The organism is Rhodococcus sp. M8, assembly GCF_015654185.1.
Lineage (GTDB): Bacteria > Actinomycetota > Actinomycetes > Mycobacteriales > Mycobacteriaceae > Rhodococcus > Rhodococcus aetherivorans.
Genome location: NZ_CP064065.1, coordinates 2958047 through 2978891, shown reverse-complemented (window position 1 = coordinate 2978891; position 20845 = coordinate 2958047). Strand labels below are relative to the sequence as shown.

At 70.5% G+C, this 20845-nt stretch carries 19 protein-coding genes and 1 pseudogene; 15 read left to right on the top strand and 5 right to left on the bottom strand.

Annotated features, from left to right (window positions below; genetic code table 11):
• Window positions 1-433: 433 nt before the first annotated feature.
• Window positions 434-1147, top strand: coding sequence for a DUF305 domain-containing protein (locus tag ISO16_RS13335; protein ID WP_072636382.1), 714 nt, complete (start codon window positions 434-436; stop codon window positions 1145-1147).
• Window positions 1148-1251: 104 nt separating this feature from the next.
• Here ISO16_RS13335 and ISO16_RS13330 read toward each other — a convergent pair whose 3' ends face one another.
• Complete coding sequence (locus ISO16_RS13330) at window positions 1252-2124, bottom strand: F510_1955 family glycosylhydrolase (RefSeq protein ID WP_442800820.1); 873 nt, start codon at window positions 2122-2124, stop codon at window positions 1252-1254.
• 266 nt (window positions 2125-2390) lie between these two features.
• Between ISO16_RS13330 and ISO16_RS13325 the strand changes: the two are divergent.
• Window positions 2391-2855, top strand: a pseudogene (locus ISO16_RS13325) (murein hydrolase activator EnvC family protein); the annotation flags it as partial.
• Between the two features lie 570 nt (window positions 2856-3425).
• Here the strand turns inward: ISO16_RS13325 and ISO16_RS13320 are convergent.
• Window positions 3426-3842 (bottom strand): archease, encoded by a 417-nt coding sequence (locus ISO16_RS13320; RefSeq protein WP_006931695.1) that lies wholly within the window; start codon window positions 3840-3842, stop codon window positions 3426-3428.
• A gap of 92 nt (window positions 3843-3934) precedes the next feature.
• Between ISO16_RS13320 and ISO16_RS13315 the strand changes: the two genes are divergently transcribed.
• Complete coding sequence (locus ISO16_RS13315) at window positions 3935-5356, top strand: RtcB family protein (protein ID WP_072636380.1); 1422 nt, start codon at window positions 3935-3937, stop codon at window positions 5354-5356.
• A 122-nt stretch (window positions 5357-5478) separates the two neighbouring features.
• Here ISO16_RS13315 and ISO16_RS13310 read toward each other — a convergent pair whose 3' ends face one another.
• A complete protein-coding gene (locus tag ISO16_RS13310; protein ID WP_006931704.1) occupies window positions 5479-6159 on the bottom strand; it encodes a 3'-5' exonuclease in 681 nt (226 codons plus the stop codon).
• Between the two features lie 342 nt (window positions 6160-6501).
• Between ISO16_RS13310 and corA the strand changes: the two genes are divergently transcribed.
• A complete protein-coding gene (corA, locus tag ISO16_RS13305; RefSeq protein ID WP_006931706.1) occupies window positions 6502-7656 on the top strand; it encodes a magnesium/cobalt transporter CorA in 1155 nt (384 codons plus the stop codon).
• 22 nt (window positions 7657-7678) lie between these two features.
• On the opposite strand, the gene lppU is transcribed toward corA, so the two are convergent.
• On the bottom strand, window positions 7679-8287 hold the full coding sequence (gene lppU / locus ISO16_RS13300; RefSeq protein ID WP_006931708.1) for an LppU family putative lipoprotein: 609 nt from the start codon (window positions 8285-8287) through the stop codon (window positions 7679-7681).
• A gap of 101 nt (window positions 8288-8388) precedes the next feature.
• Between lppU and ISO16_RS13295 the strand changes: the two genes are divergently transcribed.
• The 11 genes from ISO16_RS13295 to ISO16_RS13245 all read left to right on the top strand — a co-directional run bounded on the left by ISO16_RS13295 (window position 8389) and on the right by ISO16_RS13245 (window position 20088).
• Window positions 8389-9456: an ATP-dependent DNA ligase gene (locus ISO16_RS13295; RefSeq protein WP_072636354.1), complete on the top strand. Its 1068-nt coding sequence runs from the start codon at window positions 8389-8391 to the stop codon at window positions 9454-9456.
• Between the two features lie 6 nt (window positions 9457-9462).
• Window positions 9463-10515 carry a DNA polymerase domain-containing protein gene (locus ISO16_RS13290; RefSeq protein ID WP_072636353.1) on the top strand — a complete coding sequence of 351 codons (1053 nt, stop codon included), beginning with the start codon at window positions 9463-9465 and terminating at the stop codon, window positions 10513-10515.
• 129 nt (window positions 10516-10644) lie between these two features.
• Window positions 10645-11172, top strand: coding sequence for a DUF6764 family protein (locus ISO16_RS13285; RefSeq protein WP_072636352.1), 528 nt, complete (start codon window positions 10645-10647; stop codon window positions 11170-11172).
• An 82-nt stretch (window positions 11173-11254) separates the two neighbouring features.
• Window positions 11255-12463, top strand: coding sequence for a serine hydrolase domain-containing protein (locus tag ISO16_RS13280; protein ID WP_072636351.1), 1209 nt, complete (start codon window positions 11255-11257; stop codon window positions 12461-12463).
• A 69-nt stretch (window positions 12464-12532) separates the two neighbouring features.
• A complete protein-coding gene (locus ISO16_RS13275; protein ID WP_006931721.1) occupies window positions 12533-12748 on the top strand; it encodes a dodecin in 216 nt (71 codons plus the stop codon).
• 119 nt (window positions 12749-12867) lie between these two features.
• The gene (locus ISO16_RS13270) at window positions 12868-14547 is read left to right on the top strand and encodes an FAD-dependent oxidoreductase (protein ID WP_072636350.1); all 1680 of its coding nucleotides are present in this window, start codon (window positions 12868-12870) and stop codon (window positions 14545-14547) included.
• Window positions 14548-14692: 145 nt separating this feature from the next.
• A complete protein-coding gene (locus ISO16_RS13265) occupies window positions 14693-15613 on the top strand; it encodes a L,D-transpeptidase (RefSeq protein WP_029546319.1) in 921 nt (306 codons plus the stop codon).
• A gap of 137 nt (window positions 15614-15750) precedes the next feature.
• The gene (locus ISO16_RS13260; protein WP_230304545.1) at window positions 15751-16776 is read left to right on the top strand and encodes a carbohydrate ABC transporter permease; all 1026 of its coding nucleotides are present in this window, start codon (window positions 15751-15753) and stop codon (window positions 16774-16776) included.
• A complete protein-coding gene (locus ISO16_RS13255) occupies window positions 16773-17660 on the top strand; it encodes a carbohydrate ABC transporter permease (RefSeq protein ID WP_072636348.1) in 888 nt (295 codons plus the stop codon). Before ISO16_RS13260 ends, ISO16_RS13255 begins: the two co-directional genes overlap by 4 nt.
• A 20-nt stretch (window positions 17661-17680) precedes the next feature.
• Window positions 17681-18997, top strand: a complete 1317-nt coding sequence (locus ISO16_RS13250; protein WP_072636347.1) for an ABC transporter substrate-binding protein — start codon at window positions 17681-17683, stop codon at window positions 18995-18997.
• 8 nt (window positions 18998-19005) lie between these two features.
• Window positions 19006-20088, top strand: a complete 1083-nt coding sequence (locus ISO16_RS13245) for an ABC transporter ATP-binding protein (RefSeq protein ID WP_072636346.1) — start codon at window positions 19006-19008, stop codon at window positions 20086-20088.
• A 114-nt stretch (window positions 20089-20202) separates the two neighbouring features.
• Here the strand turns inward: ISO16_RS13245 and ISO16_RS13240 are convergent, their stop codons facing one another.
• Window positions 20203-20817 (bottom strand): flavodoxin family protein, encoded by a 615-nt coding sequence (locus ISO16_RS13240; protein WP_072636345.1) that lies wholly within the window; start codon window positions 20815-20817, stop codon window positions 20203-20205.
• Between the last annotated feature and the right edge of the window lie 28 nt (window positions 20818-20845).

Below are 20845 nucleotides of genomic sequence, written 5' to 3'. Positions count from 1 at the left end.
TGCCCGGCCTCGATGAGCTCTTCGCCGTCGTTTCCGTGAAGATCTGCTCAAGAACAGCGGCGATGGTCGCCCAGGCGTCCGGGTCGGTCGCCGACTGCCGGAGGGGCCGGGGCGGGAAGGGGGCGCAGCGTCCACGGTCCGGGCACGGAGCGCCGTGTGACCCCGGCTCCGGGCTCGGCGCGGTGGTTCTTCAGGAAATCTTCACCGAAAGGTCCGAGTTGTCGCCGGGTGCGGCTGCCAGGCTCGGATCCGGACGAGGTGCGGCCGGGCCGGTCCGCCGCACCGCAGAGGGCGTATCACACCCGCAGTGGTCCGCGTCCCCCGCCGAGGGGTGAGGCGGGCCGGGTTTGCCGCAGCCGCTGTGGGGGATGCCTTCGGTATCGCGACCGTGGTGTCGGCCCGGTGCGTGTACACGACGGAAAGGAATGTGCTTGTGAGGAAGAAGTCTCTGGCCACTGGCGCAGTGGCGGTCGCTGCGGCGCTCACCCTGGCCGCCTGCAGCGACTCGGGCAATGATCAGGCCTCGCAGGCGAGCCCGTCGGCGACGGCGACCACCAGCGCCTCCGCCGAGACGGCCGCCGACCACAACCAGGCGGATGTGACCTTCGCCCAGCAGATGATCCCGCACCACAGCCAGGCCATCGAGATGAGCGACGTCATCCTGGCCAAGGAGGGCATCGACCCGCGGGTCACCGAACTGGCCCAGCAGATCAAGGCCGCCCAGGGCCCGGAGATCGAGCAGCTGCAGAGCTGGCTCACCTACTGGGGGCAGCCCACCATGCCCATGGGCACGACCAGCATGCCGATGGCCACTCCGAACATGCCCATGTCGTCCCCCGGGATGGAGATGCCCGGACACGACATGCCGATGCAGTCCACCACGATGCCCGGCGGCGGACAGATGGGTGGCGGCATGAGCGGGATGATGTCGGCCGAGGACATGACCGCCCTGCGCGACGCACAGGGTGTCGACGCGTCCCGCCTGTTCCTGACCCAGATGATCGAACATCACCGCGGCGCGATCGCGATGGCGCAGACCGAGGTCGACTCCGGGCAGAATTCCGACGCGGTGGCCATGGCGCGCACCATCGCCGAGACGCAGCAGCAGGAGATCCCCACGATGGAGAACATTTTGTCCTCGTTGTGACCGCGAGAAAGCCGCCGCGCTCGCGCGGTCGGCACGGTGGGGCCCGGCACGCGGACGTGCCGGGCCCCACCGGTTGGCGGGGAGCACCGCCCGGTCCGACCGCGTCAGTTCAGTGTGTACAAGACCTCGGCCGTGGCGGCGTAGGCGGTGTCGAACCCGGTGGCGGTCAGGGCCTCCACCTGCCCGACGAAGGCCCGCTGCTCCCAGGCGGCGCCGTCCCGGCTGCGCCAGGCGTAGCCGTCGGCATCGATGCCCCACAGCCCGTCGCCGGTGCCGGCCAGCAGCACGAGGGCGGGTGCGTCCTCGACCGGGGTGAAGGTGCGTGCCAGGTCGGTGCTGCGCTCGAGCCCGGCCGGCGTGATCGCCCATACCGCGTCCGGGGTCAGGGCCAGTGCCGCGGCCGCCACGGTGGCACCGGCGCTCCAGGTGATGCCGGCGTCGGTGGACACCCGGATGCCGCGGGTGCCGTCGAAACCGACCACCACGGTGCCGTCCGTGGCCAGGGCGTGGAAATCCACCTCTCCGAGCAGGGACCGGTCGGTCCAGGTGCGCCCGCCGTCGTCGCTGCGGCGCAAACCCAGCGGGTTGGGGCCGGGGTTCGACGGACCCGGATGGCCCGAGGCGACCAGCACGTCGCTGCCGGACACCCCGGCCAGCCCCATCAGATCGTCGTCGGAGGTGCCGACCTCGGTGGTGGCGCCGGACGGCGCGACCGCGACCAGTCCGCTGTGGGTGCCGGCCAGGATCGTGCCGGCGGAATCGACGCTCAGCCCGTGCACGTGATCGAGCGCCGGGGACAACGCAACGCGCGGTGCGGTGGCGGCGCCGGAGGGTACGGTCGCCGCGCTAGGGGCGTCGGGGGACGAGCACCCGGCCACGAGCAGGGCAGCTGCGGCCAACGCCGACACCGCGCCCGGCAGGCTCGTCCAGGTGCGCGCACGCGCCTTGAGGTCCATGGAGAACTGGTCGCGATTCATGCAGCTCGCTGCCGGAGCTGTTCGAGCACCCGCAGGCGCTCCTGCTCGGTCAGCACGATCGTCAGCGGCGACAGGTTCCGCATCTCCGCTCCTCTCACACTCGACATACCGAGTGCCCTCAGTGTAGGGGGGACGGTAGCGGTCGAGAGCACGCGAGATTCGGGCAACCCCCGGCACCGGAGCCTGGGAGGCCGCCCGACGGCGACGACGCGCCTGCTGCGGGCACACCCGATACGGCCCCCGGCAACAAGAGCGCCACCGGAGGGGAAGACCCCGGCGCCGCACCCGCAAGCCCCACCCTGCCGCGCCCGGCCGACGGCGGGCACTGGGGCGGGACCGGGCGGTCCGTCGCCCCGACCGCCGGGGTGATCACCTCCACCTTCGGGGACGGGCGGGGACACGGAGGCATCGACATCGCCGATACCATGGGCGCACCGATCGTCGCCGTCGCCGACGGGGAGGTCATCAGCGCCGGACCGGCACAGGGCTACGGGCTGTGGGTACGCATCCGGCACGACGACGGCACGGTGGCCACCTACGGCCACAACAACACCAACCTGGTGACGGCCGGGCAACGAGTCGAAGCCGGGCAGAAGATCGCCACCGTCGGAGATCGCGGCAACTCCACCGGACCCCACTTGCACTTCGAGGTCGAAGACCGCTCCGGCGCCAAGACCGACCCGGCGCAGTGGCTGGCCGACCGCGGCACCCCCATCATCGCTGCGGACTGACCTCCGAGCGGGCAACCGCACCGCCCCACTGGCACAGCCCGCAGCGCACCCACCCCAGGCGGCGCACGACAGCTCGAATGAACCGGTGCCACGCCATGCGCGCCGGCAGGTTCCGAAGTGCGGGGGTGCTGCGGCCCACTCCTGCCGTGTCCGGACACCGAAAGTCGAGATCTCGTGAAGATCTGTTGAAGAAGACGGATCTCGCACGCGAGGTGGCACATCGGGGAACAACAGAGCGCCATAGTGGGACGATCCCGCCCCCGAGGGTTACTCGGCTCCAGAAAGGTCACGGCCGTGAACATGATGGGCATGATGGACCAGGCGCACACCCTGCTGCACCAGCTGATGATGTGGCTCCACCAGATGGGCGGGATGCCCATGATGAACATGCCGATATAGCGCAGCCGCTCGCCGGAGCTCGCCGACCACCCGGGTCTCGGCCCCGGCAACGGGCACCGGCCCAGCAGGCAATCCCGGCCATCTACAGCGGAAAGTCACAACGGCGAGGGCGCCCACACGGTCGCCTGCGCTCGGCGTGCCGCGACCGGTACTGCGGCGCTCGTCGCCGGTTCACACGTCCAGCGTCACCGAGCACGACCACCCTTCCGGTCCTCGGTCGAGGCGCAGCTCGTGGAGCGACACCGCCTTCGGGACCGCACCGATCTGGGGCACCGCGGCGGCGTCGACCATCGAGAACCGCGCCTCCGCTGTGCCGCCGCCGGATTCGACGACCACGTCGATCGGGATCTCCCCGGCCGTGTCGAGCAGATAGATCACCTCGTCGAGCACCGCGACGAGCAGGTCCTCGTCGCCGTCGGCCGTCAACGGGCGGTTGCGGACCCGGCCGGGTCCCGCGGACGAGATGTCGGCGAAGCTCGCGACGGCGCCGCGCACCGCCTGCGCGATGCACTCGTCACGGGTCGGTGCCCACGCCTCGATGCGCAGATCCGCCGTGTGCGGCACCGACCGGTACCCGCTTCCGTTCATGATTCGCTCCCGGGCCTGTGCAGCAGGCACTGCAGATCCTATGGTGGAACGAGGCCGCCGACGTCGCGTTCCCGCCCCCGGATCGGACAGTGATGAGGATCGTCGAGGAGACCCCGTACCGGTTCCGGATCGATCGGGCCGGCGCGATGCGCGTACCCGGGATCGTCTTCGCCACCCGGTCCCTGCTCCCCGTCGCGGAGGGGGACGAGGCGCTCACCCAGGTCGCCAACGTCGCGACGCTGCCCGGCATCGTCACCGCGTCGTTCGCCATGCCGGACGTGCACTGGGGTTACGGCTTTCCCATCGGCGGGGTCGCGGCGACGGACATCGACGACGGCGGCGTCGTCTCCCCCGGCGGCGTGGGCTTCGACATCTCGTGCGGCGTACGGCTCCTGATCGCACGCGACGCGGACCGGTCCGCCCTCGCGTCGCGCCTGGGTGTGTTGATGGACCGGCTCGGTCGCGTCGTACCGCGCGGCATGGAGACCCGGGGCGTGTGGGAACTCCCGGACCGTACCGTGCTGCGGCAGGTGCTCGCGGGCGGCGCCCGCTTCGCGGTGGAGCAGGGGCACGGCGTCGCCCGCGACCTCGAGCGGTGTGAGGACCGTGGCGTGTTGGACGGCGCCGACCCGGACGCGGTGAGCGACCGTGCCGTGGAGCGGGGCCTCGGTCAGCTCGGCAGCCTCGGGTCGGGAAACCACTTCCTCGAGGTCCAGGCCGTCGAGCGGGTCTTCGATCCGGACACCGCGCGGCTGATGGGGCTCGACGTGGGCACGGTGTGCGTGATGATCCACTGCGGATCCCGCGGCCTGGGCCACCAGATTTGCACCGACCATGTACGTGAGATGGGTAAGGCAATGGGCCGCTACGGGATTCACGTCCCCGACCGGCAGCTGGCGTGCGTTCCGGTCCGGTCGCCGGAGGGGGAGGCCTATCTCGGGGCCATGGTGGCGGCGGCCAACTACGGCCGGGCCAACCGGCAGTTGCTCACCGAGGCGGCCCGCCGGGTCTTCGAGGAAACGGCCGGCACGACCCTCGACCTCCTCTACGACATCTCGCACAACCTGGCGAAGATCGAGCGGCACGAGGTCGGCGGCCGGGTCCGCGCGCTGTGCGTGCACCGCAAGGGCGCGACGCGGTCCCTGCCGCCGGACCACCCCGACGTGCCCGCCGACCTCACCGATGCAGGGCAGCCCGTGCTCATCCCCGGCACGATGGGCACCGCGTCGTACGTGCTGGCCGGTGTCGCCGGGAACCCGGCGTTCTACTCCACCGCGCACGGGGCCGGTCGGGTGCAGAGCCGGCACCGTGCTGCCCGGCACACCGACGGCCGGGCGGTGCGCGACGCACTCGAGACGCACGGGGTGCTCGTGCGGGGAAGCTCGTGGCGGGGACTCGCCGAGGAGAAGCCGGAGGCGTACAAGGACATCGACGCGGTGGCGGAGGTGAGCGAACGTGCGGGCCTGGCCCGCCGGATCGCCCGGCTCGTGCCGCTCGGCGTCGTCAAGGGGTGAGCGCCGAGCGGCCGGACCGAATGTCACATGCGTTCGATCGAATCGAACGCATGTGACATTCGGTCGCCCACGGGCGGTGTCGATAGACACAAACTTTGGAAACCTCTGCCCGGCAACTTCTCTCAGGCGATACCGCGGATGGGCCATTGCGGGTCCACGTCCGACGCGTCGCGCCCGAGGCCCGAGAGGTACTCGGCGAAATTGCGTTGCCGCTCCGCGTGCCAGGCCGCCTGGTCCGTCATGATGTCCAGGTCGGCGAGCTGCGGGAAGCGGGTGCACAGCGCCCGCGCCAGTTGCCCGGCCGCGAGTGCGTCCGCCTCGGCCTGATGGGCGGCGGTCAGCGTGACGCCGTACGCAGCGCAGACCGCCTGCAGGGTGCGGCCGCCCTCGCGGCCGCGGTCCATCTCGCGGTCGACGACGTAGGGGTCGAACACCAGGCCCGTGGCGAGTCCCGGCAGGCCCAGCCGGCGGCCCTCGGCGTCGATGACCGTCAGGTCGTAACTGGCGTTGAACGCCACGACGATGTGATCGCGGACCCAGGCCTCGCACAGTGCCTCGCGGATCTGGGCGTAGCCGGCCGTGTACTCGAGGCCCTCGGCGCGCGCCCGCTCCGTGGTCACGCCGTGGATCGCCGACGTCTCCTCCGGGATCTCGATGCCCGGATCGAGCAGCCACGTCCGCGACGCGACGGTGTCACCGTCGAGGACGACGACGGACGCGGTCACGATGCGCGCGATCCGCGGATCGCGGTCGGTGGTCTCGAGGTCGAACGCGCAGATCGGTCGATCGGGCCAGTGCGTCATCGGGGGTCCTGTCGTCGGTCGTGCGGGCGGTGAGGGCGGTCACGGCGATTGTGGCCGCAGCCACCGACACCGTCCGCCGGGCGGCACGACGTCGTGCGCCGGACCGGCCGAAATGGCTCCGTGCGGCACGAAGGCGTACGCTGCTGGTGTTTCGTCAGGCCCCCGGAGCGGTTCCGGGTGATGTGGAGGAGGTGGGACTCGCGATGCGCAGTCGACCTCCGAGTACCGGCTGACGGCAGCCCGTACGCGTCCTTTCGGTGCGCGACGGTTGCCGTCGCGTGTACGTCCCACGGCGAATGCCCTCGCCGTCGTCCCCCGTGCCCCCCGAAAGGCCGTGCCGACATGCTGCCGAACCGTTCCGTCCGTGCCCTGCTGCCGCGTCGCTCCGCGGCGGCGACCGCCGACCCGTCCGCCGGGTTCGGTGCGTCCCTGCACCCCGCCGTCGCGTCGAGTCCCGGCCGTGACGCCGCGGGGGCGGAGAGCAGCATCGTCGACAGCGCGGTCTACCGTGACGGCCGCCGCGTCGCGTCGCCGGCGACGCTCGCGCAGGCCCTCGACTGCCTGCCCGAGCCCGGCTCGATGGCGTGGATCGGGATGTACCGGCCCACCGACGCTCAACTCAACGCCGCCGCAGAGCAATTCGGGCTGCACGAACTCGCGGTCGAGGATGCCATCGTCGCGCATCAGCGCCCGAAGCTCGAGCGGTACGGCGACACGCTGTTCGTCGTGCTGCGGGCCGCCCGCTACGTCGACGAATCCGAGCGGGTCGACTTCGGTGAGGTGCACGTCTTCGTCGGCCCGACGTTCGTGCTGACCGTCCGGCACAGCGAATCGCCCGACCTGTCGGCGGTGCGGGACCGGATGGAGAGCGAGCCGGATCTGCTGCGGCTCGGCCCCGAGGCGGTGCTCTACGCGATCCTCGACGCCGTCGTCGACGGGTACGCGCCGGTCGTCGCGGGCCTGCAGAACGACATCGACGAGATCGAGACCGAGGTGTTCAGCGGCGATCCGCGGGTCTCGCGCCGCATCTACGAACTGTCCCGCGAGGTCATCGAGTTCCAGCGGGCGGCCAAGCCGCTGCTCACCGTGCTGTCCGGTCTGTCGTCGGGATTCGCCAAGTACCGCACCGACGACGAACTGCAGCGCTACCTGCGGGACGTCACCGACCACGCGACGACGGTCGTCGAGCAGGTCGACAGCTTCCGTCAGCTGCTCGGCAACATCCTCACGGTCAACGCGACGCTGGTCTCGCAGATGCAGAACGAGGAGATGCGCAATCTCAGCCGGGCGAGCATCGAGCAGAACGAGGAGATCAAGCGGATCTCGGCGTGGGCGGCGATTCTGTTCGCGCCCACGCTGATCGGCACGGTCTACGGGATGAATTTCGACACAATGCCGGAATTGCATTGGGCCGCGGGCTATCCCATGGCCCTACTGATGATGGTCATGACGTGCGCGGGGCTCTACGCGATCTTCCGCCGCCGCGGCTGGTTGTAGCCGGCCGCGGCGGACGGCGACCTCAGAGTGTGTCGGTGCAGACCACGAAACGACGCTCGCTGTAGACGAATCCGCCTTCGGAGACGGAGCAGTCGTTCACGTTGTCGGTGTTCTGCAGGATCTCGGTGACCTTCTCCGTCTCGGGGCCGGGCGCGGCGCAGTCGACGCGTTGCGGGTCCTCACCGGAGATGTCCATGCAGCTGTCCACCACCCAGTCGACGTCGAGGCACAGGGCGCCCACCTCGACACCGGCGGAGGACTCGTAGTAGGTCTGGTCGGCGTCCGAGACACACTGCTCGCTGGAGTCGACGATGTCGATCACCTTGTAGTTCGAGTCCATGCTGCCGCAGGTCGCGTTCTCGATGGTCGCGTCGTCGACGGTGCCGCCGAGGCGCACGCAGTCGCCGATCTCGACGTCGATGTCCAGGCCGGAGGAGCCGGGGGACGTCGGTGCCGTGGTAGTGGTCGGACGGCCGGTGGTGGTCCGGGTATCCGATGCACTCGCCGACGTGGTCTCGGACCCGGACTCGGGCACCGCCCGGGGCTCGACGTCCGATCCGCACGCGCCGAGTACCAGAGCCGCCGCGGCCAGCGCGACGGCGGTGCCGCTCACCCGTCGAATGAAGTTCATGGGGGGAGAGCGTACGGAATGTCCGCCTCGGGCGGGAAACGTAGGGTGATTTCTCGCAAATCCGGCGGGCACGAGTCGGCTCCGGGTGCGACCATGGGCCGGTGCAGCTGCCCGTCGCTCCGCCGATCGCACCGATGCTCGCCAAGGCCGTGTCCGAGGTCCCGGCCCAGCCCGCCGACGGCGACCCCGAGTGGTCGTACGAGCCGAAATGGGACGGCTTCCGCGCCGTCGTGTTCCGCGACGGCGACGAGGTGGTGTTCGCCTCGCGCGGCGGCAAGGACCTCGTGCGGTACTTCCCGGAACTGGCGGCGGCGGTGCGGGCCGAGTTGCCCGCCCGGTGCGTCGTCGACGGTGAGATCGTGGTGCCGCGCCCGCGCGACGGCCGGATCCGGCTCGACTGGCAGGCGCTGTCCGAGCGAATCCACCCGGCGGCGAGCCGCATCGCGTTGCTCGCCGAGCAGACCCCCGCGCAGTTCGTCGGCTTCGATCTGCTCGCGATCGGTGACGAGAACCTGATGGAGGCGCCGTTCGCGCGGCGCAGGGAGCGGCTGCGGGCGGTGGTCGGCGGCGGCCCCAGCTGCCACGTCACGGCCGCCACCCGCGACCCGGACACCGCCGGCCGGTGGTTCGCCGAGTTCGAGGGTGCCGGTCTCGACGGGGTCGTCGCCAAGCGTCTCGACGGGCCCTATGTGCCGGACAAGCGGGAGATGCTCAAGGTCAAGCACGCCCGCACCGCCGACTGCGTGCTCATCGGCTACCGGCCGCACAAGAGCATCGACGGGGTCGGGTCCCTGCTGCTGGGCCTGTACGACGGCGGCGACGAACCGGTGATGGTGGGCGGTGCGTCGGCGTTCACCGTCGACCAGCGCAAGGAGCTGCTCGCCGAACTCGCACCGCTGCGGGTCGGCGCCGACGTCGTCGCCGAGGGGGAGGCGAGCCGGTGGCGGACGGCGGTGGACCGCCGATGGATACCGCTGCGGCCGGAGCGGGTCCTGGAGGTGGCCTACGACCAGATGGAGGGCAACGCCGAGGCCGGCCTGCGGTTCCGGCACGCGGCGCGGTTCCTGCGGTGGCGACCGGACCGCGAGCCGCGCAGCTGCACCTTCGAGCAGTTGGACGTGCCGGTGCGGTACGACCTCGGCGACGTCCTCGACCGGACAGGAGTGTGACCTCCGGTGCCCGATGCGAAGCGTTCTCCCGCCGTGGAACTGGACGTCGGCGGCGTGCCCGTCCGCCTGTCCAACCCCGACAAGGTGTACTTCCCCCGGCTCGGAGAGGCCGGCACCAAGCGCCGCCTCGTCGAGTACTACCGGACCGTCGCGACGGCCGGCTCGGCGCCGCTGCTGCGGGCGCTGCGGGAGCGGCCGACACATCTGCAGCGGTTCCCCGACGGGATCGAGGGCGAGGAGATCTACCAGAAGCGGGTGCCTGCCCGCCGGCCCGACCACGTCGCGACGTGCGAGGTGACGTTTCCGTCCGGCCGCACCGCCGACGTGCTGCGGGTGCGCAGCGCCGCGGACGTCGTGTGGGCGGCGAACCTGGGCACCGTGACGTTCCACCCGTGGGCGGTGCGCTGCGGGGACGTCGACCGCCCGGACGAGTTGCGCATCGATCTCGACCCGCAGCCGGGGACCGCGTTCGACGACGCCCGCGCGGTCGCGCTCGAGGTGCTGCGACCGCTGCTCGACGAGCTGGGTCTGGTCGGTTTCCCGAAGACGTCGGGCGGCCGCGGCCTGCACGTGTACGTCCGCATCGTCCCGGAGTGGGACTTCGTCGGCGTGCGCCGCGCCGGGATCGCCCTGATGCGGGAGGTGGAACGCCGCAGCGGCGGCCGGGCCACCACCGCGTGGTGGAAGGAGGAGCGCGGGCAGCGCATCTTCCTCGACTTCAACCAGAACGCCCGGGACAAGACGATCGCGTCGGCATATTCGGTGCGGCGCACCCCGATCGCGACGGTGTCGACACCCCTGACGTGGGACGAACTCGTCGACGCCGACCCGGACGATCTCACGATCGCGACCGTGCCGGGCCTGCTCGAGCGCCGCGGCGATCCGATGGCCGCGATGGACGAGACCGCGCAGGCGCTCGACGTGCTGCTCGAGATGGCCGAGCGGGACGCCGCCGCGGGCCTCGGCGACCTGCCCTACCCGCCGACCCATCCGAAGATGCCGGGCGAGCCGAAGCGGGTGCAGCCGTCCCGCGACACCGACCGCAAGCGGCCCGGCTAGGGATCCACCGGGGCGGTGACCTCTCGTGACCGCATCGATGCCCGCCGACCCGGTGAACCGGTGCGCGTCTCCGTAGACTCCCCTGGGGGATTCGGTTTGCGGGGGACGAGGCCGGAGGAGGCAGTCACCGTGTCGGTGGTAGCGGATGCGCGGAAGTCGGTTCGGGTTCTCGGTGGTGGGGCCGTGGTGGCGGCGGCCGTCGGGGCTGCACTCGTCGCGGCGCCGTCCGCGCAGGCGGTGACGTGTGCGGCGCCCCCGGGTTCGGCGGCCTCGGTCACCCAGCTCGACGGGCGGACCGCGTGCGGCGCGGTCGCGGACGCACCGAGCGGCGCGTGGGCCCACGGCGACGGCGGAGTCGGCTTCGCCGACGCGCGCACCGGGGCGCGGGTGCTCGCGGCCGGGCTCTCGGGGGGTGCCGGGGCGGGCGAGGCCCGCGGCGGTTCTCTCGCCACGCTCGGTTTCGGTGAGGACGCGCTGGCCCTGGGCATCGTCGAGGAGCCCGCGGCCGCGCTCGTCGTGGCCGGCCCGCAGTCCCAGGCCTTCATCGGCGACCTGCGCGACCCGGTGCTGTGCGAGGGGTCCGCCGCGACCGCCGTCAACCTCACCACCGGCCGTGGGTGCGTCGTGCTGGGGACGTTCCGGTACGTCACGCCCTGACCGGGAGCCTGCGGAAAACCCGTTCGGGACCGGACGCTGCGACGTAACCTGGCGGCACGATGTCGACTGGGAGGTACCACGGATGACAGCCCGACCGGTGCGGGGCGCGGCGGCGGTACAGGAACCGCCGCCGACCGAGATGCACGTCGACCGGCGATTCCTGCCGCTCGCGGATCGCTTCTTCGACCTGTACCGGCTGCCCCGGCACGGGGGCGGGGCCCTCGCGGCCTACCTGGACGGCGAGAAGGTGCTCGACATCTGGGCGGGCTGGGCCACCCGCGACCGGCGGTGGAACCGCGACACGGTGTCGCTGTCCTTCTCCACCGGCAAGGGCGTGGCGTCCACCGTGGTGCACCGGCTCGCCGACCGCGGCCTGATCGACTACTTCGCCCCCGTCGCGCGGTACTGGCCGGAGTTCGCGGCGGCCGGCAAGGAGGACGTCACCGTCGCGGACGTGCTCACCCACCGGGCCGGACTGCACCGGGTGCGCAACCTGCGGCCCGGCCGGATGGGCATCGTCGACTACGACGCCACGGTGCGTGCGCTGGCCGCGGCCCCACCCGACCCGCGCCGGCTGGAAGGCCCGGGATACCACGCCGTCACGTACGGCTGGCTCGTCGCGGAGATCGTGCAGCGCGTGACCGGGTCGCCGTTCGTCGACGTCGTCCGGCAGGAGATCGCCGAACCCCTGGGTACCCCCGAATTCTGGTTCCGGGTGCCGGAGGAGCAGCGGCACCGCATCGCCAAGCTGTTCCCGCGGATCAATCCCGCCGGCCTGCACTGGGGGATGACCGCCTCGGTGCTGTCCCGGGTGAGCCTCACCCGGGGCCTCGCGGAGGCCGCGATGCCGGAGGAGTTCGACGAGCTGGTGCGCGATCCCGCGGTGCACGACGCGGTGATGCCCGGCTGGAACGGGGTGTTCTCGGCGCGCGCCCTGGCGCGGATGTACGGGGCGATCGCCGCGGGCGGCACGATCGACGGCGTGCAGTTCCTGCACCCGGAAACCATCGAGGCCCTGAGCGAGGTCCAGGTGCGCGGCCGCGACTACGTGCTCGGGGTCCCGATGGCGTGGCGGCTCGGCTACCACCAGCCGGTGTTCGTCAGCCGGGAGCGGCCGCGCGGGGCGCTCGGCCACTACGGGGTCGGCGGTTCCGGCGCCTTCGCCGACCTCGACACCGGACTGTCGCTCGCGTTCACGACGAACCGGCTGGGCAGCGGTCCGATCGCGCTGGGCGATCTGCGCCTCGCGCGGCTCGGCGCGCTGGCGCGCGACCTGGCCCGCCGCGCCTGAGGAAGGTGCCGCGGCGCCTACCCCCACGATTGATTGTTCGAAGCAGTTCGATACGGAGGGAGCGACACTGTGAGCCACGTGTACCGGGTGATCGAGGTGGTGGGTTCGTCGACGGACAGCGTCGACGACGCGATCAAGCAGGCCGTCGCGCGTGCGGCGGAGACCACGCGCCACCTCGAGTGGTTCGAGGTGATGAACGTCAGGGGCCACATCGACGACGGGGCCGTCGCGCACATCCAGGTGACCGTGAAGATCGGCTTCCGCATCGAGCCGACCGACGGCTGACGCGTGGCGGGGGACACGCCGGGAGAGCAGGGGCGGCGAACCGGATCTCGACCGGAATTGGAACACGTTATAGTCTGGGTGGGTCGTCGAACCCCCGGCACTTCAGGCAGGTATCCACCGTGGTTTACGTGATCACCCAGGCGTGTTGCAACGATGCCTCGTGCGTCGAGGTCTGCCCCGTCAACTGCATCCATCCCACGCCCGACGAGGCGCCGTTCGCCACCACCGAGATGCTCTACATCGACCCGGACACCTGCATCGACTGCGGCGCGTGCGTGGACGAATGCCCGGTGGACGCGATCTACGCCGACAACGAGCTGCCCGCCGCGCACGAGCCCTATCTGAAGATCGCCGAGGACTACTACCGGCGATACCCGATCGGACCGGACTGGCCCGAGGAACGCGACCGCACCAAGATTCCCGCCGAGCTCGGCACCCTGCGGGTGGCGATCGTCGGCTCGGGGCCGGCGGCCTGCTACGCCGCGCTGGAGCTGACCGGCCGGGCCCGCGTCGAGGTCGACATCTTCGACCGCCTGCCCACCCCGTACGGCCTCGTCCGTGCAGGTGTCGCCCCGGACCATCAGAGCACCAAGGCCGTCGGTGAGCTGTTCCGTAGTGCCCTCGGCCACAAGAAGAGCCAGTGCTGGTTCAACGTCGAGGTGGGCACCCACATCAGCCACGAGGAACTGCTCGCGCACCACCACGCGGTGCTCTACGCCGTCGGCGCCGCCGGGGACCGGCGCCTGGACGTGCCCGGCGAGGACCTGCCCGGTTCGCACGCGGCCACCGAGTTCGTCGCCTGGTACAACGGACACCCCGACTACGCCGACCGCACCTTCGACCTGTCCGGCGAACGCGCGGTGATCGTCGGCAACGGCAACGTCGCCCTCGACGTGGCGCGGGCGCTGGTCATGGACCCGGACGAGCTGGCGAAGACCGACATGGCCGACCACGCCGTCGCCGCCCTGCGCGAGTCGAACATCCGCGAGGTCGTCGTCGTGGGACGCCGCGGACCCGCCCAGGCCGCCTACACCAACCCGGAACTGCTGGCCCTCGGTCAGCTCACGGGCGTCGACATCGTCGTCGACCCGGCCGAGGCCGACCTCGACCCGGCCAGCCGCGCCCTCGTCGACGACCCCACCGCCGAACCGCGGATCGCGCTGAAGGTCGAACAGGTCCAGGGCTTCGCCCAGCGGCGCCCCACCGAGGGCAACAAGCGGATCGTGCTGCGCTTCCTCGCCGCCCCCGTCGAGCTGAGCGGTGACGGCCGGGTCGAATCGATCACCCTCGAACGCACCGAACTGGTCGAGGCGAACGGCCGGCTCGAGGCGCACCGCACCGGGCAGACCGAGACCCTGGCCACCGGCCTGGTCCTGCGTTCTGTCGGCTACCGCGGGGCCCCCGTCGCCGACCTGCCGTTCGACGACCAGCGCGGCATCCTCCCCAACGAGGAGGGCCGGGTCGTGGACCCGGAGACGAACGAGCCGCTGCCCGGCGTGTACACCGCCGGCTGGATCAAGCGCGGACCCACCGGCGTCATCGGCACCAACAAGCAGTGCTCCGCCCAGACCGTCGAGCACCTGGTCCAGGATTTCGTGGCCGGCCGGCTCGTCGCACCCGTCGCCGACCGGGAGAAGCTCGCGGCGCTGGTCTCCGAGCGCCGGCCGGAGTACGTCGACTACCGGGGCTGGCAGCAGATCGACAAGCAGGAACGCGCCCGGGGCGGCGCCGCGGGTCGCTCTCGCGTGAAGTTCGTCGCTGTCGCCGATCTCCTTGCCGCCTCTCGAATCGAGTCCTGACCTGGGCGCGAGCCCGTGAGGGGTGGCCCGGGCGGGCATGGTCGAATTGCCCGCTTGCGGGGGAGCTGTGTCTAATGGGTTCGCCAAGTCGTCGCTGTCGGGGCGGACGTGGGTGCGACGGCACGAACGAACGATGGGTTGTCGAATGTTCGAGAAGAAGGGTCGGCCGAGCAGTCGTGGCCGCGCCGGTCGCTGGTCCGGCCGTGTCGCCACCGCGCTGGTGGGGGCCGGCGCCGCCATGCTCACCATGACGGGACCCGCCGCCGCGGTACCCCTGTGGCCGGGCGGGCCCGAACTGCCGAGCGTGCAGGAACTCGTCGAGAGGCTTCCGGGCGGCTCGAACTCCGTCGCACCCACGCCGCCGCCGTTCTCGGCCCCGTCGATCAACCCGTCGAACGGTGAGACGGTCGGCGTGGCCCAGCCGATCATCATCCGCTTCGACGAGAACGTCACCGATCGCGCGGCCGCCGAGCGCGCCATCACCGTCACGTCGAACCCGCCGGTGTCCGGGCACTTCTACTGGGCCTCGGACCGGCAGGTGCGGTGGCGGCCGTTCGAGTTCTGGCCGGCCCACACCCAGGTCACCGTGAACGCCGGGGGCACGCAGTCGTCGTACACCGTCGGCGACGCGCTGATCACCGTCGCGGACGACAACACCAAGACCATCACCGTCACCCGCAACGGCGAGGTCGTCAAGACCATGCCGACGTCGTTCGGCAAGCCCGGCTACGAGACGCCCAACGGCACCTACATCGTCGGCGAGAAGTTCCGCGACATGTACATGGACTCGTCCACGTACGGCGTTCCGGTCGACTCGCCCGAGGGATACCGCACCTACGTCGAGTACGCGACCCGCATCTCCAACAGCGGCATCTTCGTGCACGCGGCGCCGTGGTCCGAGTGGGCGCAGGGCAACACCAACGTCAGCCACGGGTGCCTGAACGTGAGCACCGAGGACGGTCGCTGGTTCTTCGAGAACGCCCAGAAGGGCGACCCGGTGATCGTGCAGAACACCGGTGGCGGCACCCTCAACGGCTGGGACGGCCTCGGCGACTGGAACCTCTAGCCGGACAACGGTCGACGCCGGCGAGCACCTGGTGACCTTCCGGGTGGCGAGAGTACTCGCCGGCGCCAGACCGGCGTAACCTCCGGTTCGCCCGCGGCAGGCACACTGCCGCAGTGCGCTCGAATCCGGAAAGAGTATTGCCCCAACCCGATCGGGGGCTGTCGCGACGCCCATGGGGCGACTACGCGCTGTTCGCTGCGCTGATCGGACCGAATCTCGCGCTGCTGATCCTGTTCACGTACCGGCCGCTCGTCGACAACATCCGCCTCTCGTTCTTCGAGTGGAACATCTCGAGCCCCACCGCCACGTTCGTCGGATTCGGCAACTACCGCGAGTGGTTCGGCCGCGCCGACACCTGGCAGATCGTCGGCAACACCGTCGTGTTCACCGTCGCCACCGTCGCGGGATCCATGCTGCTCGGTCTGGCGCTGGCGCTGTTGCTGGACCGTAAACTCCTGGGCCGCAACCTCGTCCGCTCCGCACTCTTCGCGCCGTTCGTCATCTCCGGCGCCGCGGTGGGCGTGGCGTTCCAGTTCGTGTTCGACCCGAACTTCGGCCTCGTCCAGGACCTGCTGGACAGGGTCGGGATCGGCGCCCCGGACTTCTACCAGGATCCGGCCTGGGCGCTGGTGATGGTCACCCTCGCCTACCTGTGGAAGAACCTCGGCTACACCTTCGTCATCTATCTCGCCGCCCTGCAGGGCCTGCGCCCCGAACTCTCCGAGGCCGCCGCGATCGACGGCGCCTCGTCGTGGACCGCCTTCCGGCGTGTACTCCTGCCGCAGCTGCGGCCCACCACCTACTTCCTGTCGATCACCGTGCTGCTCAATTCGTTCCAGGTCTTCGACATCATCAACGTGATGACCCGGGGCGGACCGCTCGGCACCGGAACCACCACGATGGTCTACCAGGTCTACAACGAGTCCTTCCGCAACTTCCGGGCCGGCTACGGCGCCACCGTCGCGACCGTCATGTTCCTCGTACTGCTGGCGGTCACGGTGTACCAGGTGTGTCTCATGGACCGCGACGACCGGCCCCGCCCCGTCCGCGGCCACCGCCTTCGCCGTCGCCGTCGCGGGCGCGGGGCCGAATGTGACACGCGTTCGGTCCCATCGACGGAATGTGACATCCGGCCGGTGGCGCGGAAGGAGATCGTGGGATGACGGCGCTTCTGGACCGTCGGATCGTACGTGCGGAGCCGACGGCGGCAGAGCCGTACCGGCGTCGGGAGCGCGCGATCCGTGTGCTCGCCTACGCCGCGATGGTCGTCGCACTGCTCGTCGTGGCGCTGCCGCTGTACTGGATCGTGGTGACGTCGTTCAAGCAGCGGCCCGACATCTACACGCTGCCGGTCACCTGGTGGCCCAGCATGTTCCATCCCCAGAACTACACGGAGGCCGTCACCTCGGTGCCGTTCGGCACGTTCCTGCGGAACTCGCTGATCATCACCACGGTGCTGTCGAGCGTGAAGTTCGTCCTCGGCATCCTGAGCGCCTACGGTCTGGTGTTCCTGCGGTTCCCCGGCAAGAATCTCGTGTTCGTCGGCATCGTCGCCGCCCTGATGGTGCCGAACCAGATCACGGTCATCTCCAACTACGCGCTGGTGGCGGAATGGGGATGGCGCAACACCTTCCAGGGGATCATCGTGCCGCTCGCGGGCGTCGCGTTCGGAACGTTCCTGCTGCGCAACCACTTCCTGTCCATTCCCGCGGAGATCATCGAGGCGGCACGGATGGACGGCGCCGGGCACGTCCGTCTGCTGTGGCGGGTCGTGCTGCCCGTGTCCGGCCCGACCCTGGTCGCGTTCGCGCTCATCACCGTGGTCAACGAGTGGAACGAATACCTGTGGCCGTTCCTCATGGCCGACGACGCGTCGGTGGCCCCGCTGCCGATCGGACTGACCCAGTTGCAGAACAACGACGGCGTCACCAACTGGGGTCCGGTGATGGCCGGCACGGTGCTGGCCATGCTGCCGATCCTCGTGGTCTTCCTTGCGCTGCAACGACACATGATCAAGGGCCTCACCTCCGGTGCGGTCAAGGGCTGAACTCTTCCAGGAGCAACTTCGTGAACATCGACAGGCGTGGATTTCTGGGACTGACCGGGGTGGTCGCGGTGAGCGCAGCGCTGGCCGCGTGCGCCGGCACCGGCTCGTCCGGGTCGGCGGGCACCTCGGGGTCCGCTTCCGATACGAACACGATCAAGTTCTGGTCCAACCACCCGGGCAAGTCCCAGGACGTGGAGAAGGAACTCATCGCCCGGTTCCAGGCGAAGTACCCGGACCTGACCGTCGACCTCGTCGACGGCGGCAAGAACTACGAAGAGGTGTCACAGAAGTTCAACGCAGCCCTGTCCGGGGGCGATCTGCCCGACGTTGTGGTCCTGTCGGACGTGTGGTGGTTCAACTACGCGCTCGCCGGCGCGATCACGCCGCTCGACGACCTGTTCACCGAGGTCGGCGTGGATACCGGCGACTACGTCGAATCCCTGCTGGCCGACTACCTCTTCGAGGGCCGCCACTTCGCGCTGCCCTACGCCCGCTCGACCCCGCTGTTCTACTACAACCGCGACGTCTGGCGGCAGGCGGGACTGCCCGACCGCGGGCCCGCCACCTGGCAGGAGTTCTCCGAGTGGGGGCCCGAACTGCAACGCGCCGTCGGCTCAGGCAAGCTGGCGCACGGCTGGGGCAACGCCAAGGACTACCTGGGTTGGACCTTCGAAGGACCGATCTGGACGTTCGGCGGTGCCTACTCCGACGGCTGGCGGCTGCGCTTCGGCGACGCGGAGACGATCGCCGCGGGACAGTTCCTGAAGGACATGATCCACACCGGGAAGTACGCGGGTGTCTCCACGGACATCGCCAACGACTTCTCCGCCGGGATCATCGCGTCCACGATCGCCTCCACCGGCGACCTGTCCGGCATCACGAAGAACGCCGCGTTCGACTTCGGCACCGCGTTCCTGCCGGCCCCCGACGGTACTCCGGGATGCCCCACCGGCGGCGCCGGACTGGCGATCCCCGCGAACATCTCCGACGAGCGAAAGCGCAACGCGCTGAAGTTCATCGACTTCGTCACCAACAGGGAGAACACCGCCTACTTCTCGCAGCGGATCGGCTACATGCCGGTGCGCAAGTCCGCCACCGAGAACCCCGACATGAAGGCGTTCCTCGAGCAGAACCCCAACTCCCGCACCGCCGTCGACCAACTCGCGCGCACCCGCTCGCAGGACTACGCGCGCGTCTTCGTACCCGGCGGCGACCAGATCATCGGCACCGGCCTCGAGCAGATCGCCCTCCAGGGCGCCGACGTGACGACGGCGTTCGGCGACGTCACCCGTCAGCTGCAGCAGATCATCGATCGCCAGATCACCCCGAACCTGTAGGAACAGCCTTGGCAAGCATAGGTTTCCGGACCGTCACCCACCGCTACCCGGGCGTCGAACGGCCGTCGGTGGACCGGCTCGACCTCGACGTCGCGGACGGCGAGTTCCTGGTCCTGGTCGGTCCGTCGGGCTGCGGGAAATCCACGAGCCTGCGGATGCTCGCCGGGCTCGAGGCAGTCGACGACGGCCGCATCGACATCGGCGGAGCCGACGTGACGGCGTTGCCGCCCAAGGCACGCGACGTGGCGATGGTGTTCCAGAACTACGCGCTGTATCCGAACATGACGGTGGCGGAGAACATGGGTTTCGCGTTGCGCAACGCCGGCGTCGGCAAGGCGGAACGGTCGGCGCGGGTGCTCGAAGCCGCGCGGATGCTCGAGCTCGAGCCGCTGCTCGACCGCAAACCGGGCAAGCTCTCGGGCGGGCAGCGGCAGCGCGTGGCGATGGGCCGGGCCATCGTGCGACGGCCCGCGGTGTTCTGCATGGACGAACCGCTGAGCAACCTCGACGCGAAGTTGCGGGTCAGCACACGCTCGCAGATCGCGGGACTGCAACGTCGGCTGGGCACCACGACCGTGTACGTCACCCATGATCAGGTGGAGGCGATGACCATGGGGGATCGGGTGGCCGTCCTCGACGGCGGCCGCCTGCAGCAGGTCGCCGCGCCCCGCGACCTGTACGACAACCCGGTCAACACCTTCGTCGCCGGATTCATCGGGTCGCCCGGCATGAACCTGCTCGACGCGCCCGTCCGCGACGGCGCGGCCGTGCTCGGCAGTCTGCGGGTCGCCGTGCCGGCCGACGTCGATGCCGAGCGGATCGTCGTCGGGGTGCGGCCCGAGGCGTGGACCCCCGTCGGGGCGTGGCGTTCCGGAACCCTGTCGTTGACGGTGGACCTCGTCGAGCAACTCGGCGCGGAATCGTTCGTCCACGCGACGGCCGCCGAGCCGGCCGACTGGTCGAGCGCGTCGGGCAAGGTCGTGGTGCGGGTGGATCGACGCGTCCCGATCGGTCCGGGCGAGCGGGTGCACCTGCTCCCGCAGGCGGGCGAGGTCTACTTCTTCTCGGCGACGACGGGCGCCCGCCTCTGACCCCGCCTCGGCGGCCGAATGTCACATGCATTCGATTGAACTGAATGCGTGTGACATTCGGCCCATCCGGCGGTGCGGACATCCGACCCGACCGCGGCGCGCGGACGGCCGCGCTCAGCCCGGATACGGCGGGTACGGCCGTTCGCGCAGCACGGTGCTCAGATGCACGGCGTTCCGCGCCAGCGACCGCGTGGTCGAGGAGACCGGCTCGGGCACCTCGGACAGGTCCTTGAAGTCCGTGCCGGACATCGCTTCACCGTTCCAGTAGGTGCAACCCTGGGCCGGGATGCTGAACCCGATGTCGTCGAGGCCCTGGAACAGGTCGGCGACGATCTTGTGGGCCCCGTCCTCGTTGCCTACGACCGCGGCGACGGCGACCTTCCCGACCATGCGGGGCCGATTCTCGTCGTCGGTATCCGACAGTTCCGCGTCGAGTCGTTCGAGCACGCGCTGAGCCACGCTGGACATGTGGCCGACCCAGGTGGGCGTGGCGACGACCAGGATGTCGGCGGCAGCGATGCGTTCGAGCAGGACCGGCCACTCGTCGCCGGCGCCCATGTCCGCCTGCACGCCGGGGCGGACGTCGTGATCGACGACCCGCACGGAGTCCGTGATCACACCGTGCCCGGCGAGCGCGGACAGCACATGCGACACCATCAGGTCGGTGCTGGATTCCTCGGGGGACGGTTTGAGAGTGCAGTTCAGGGCCAGGGCACGAAGGGTGGTCATGTGTGCGGTTACCCGGGCCGGTGGGCGT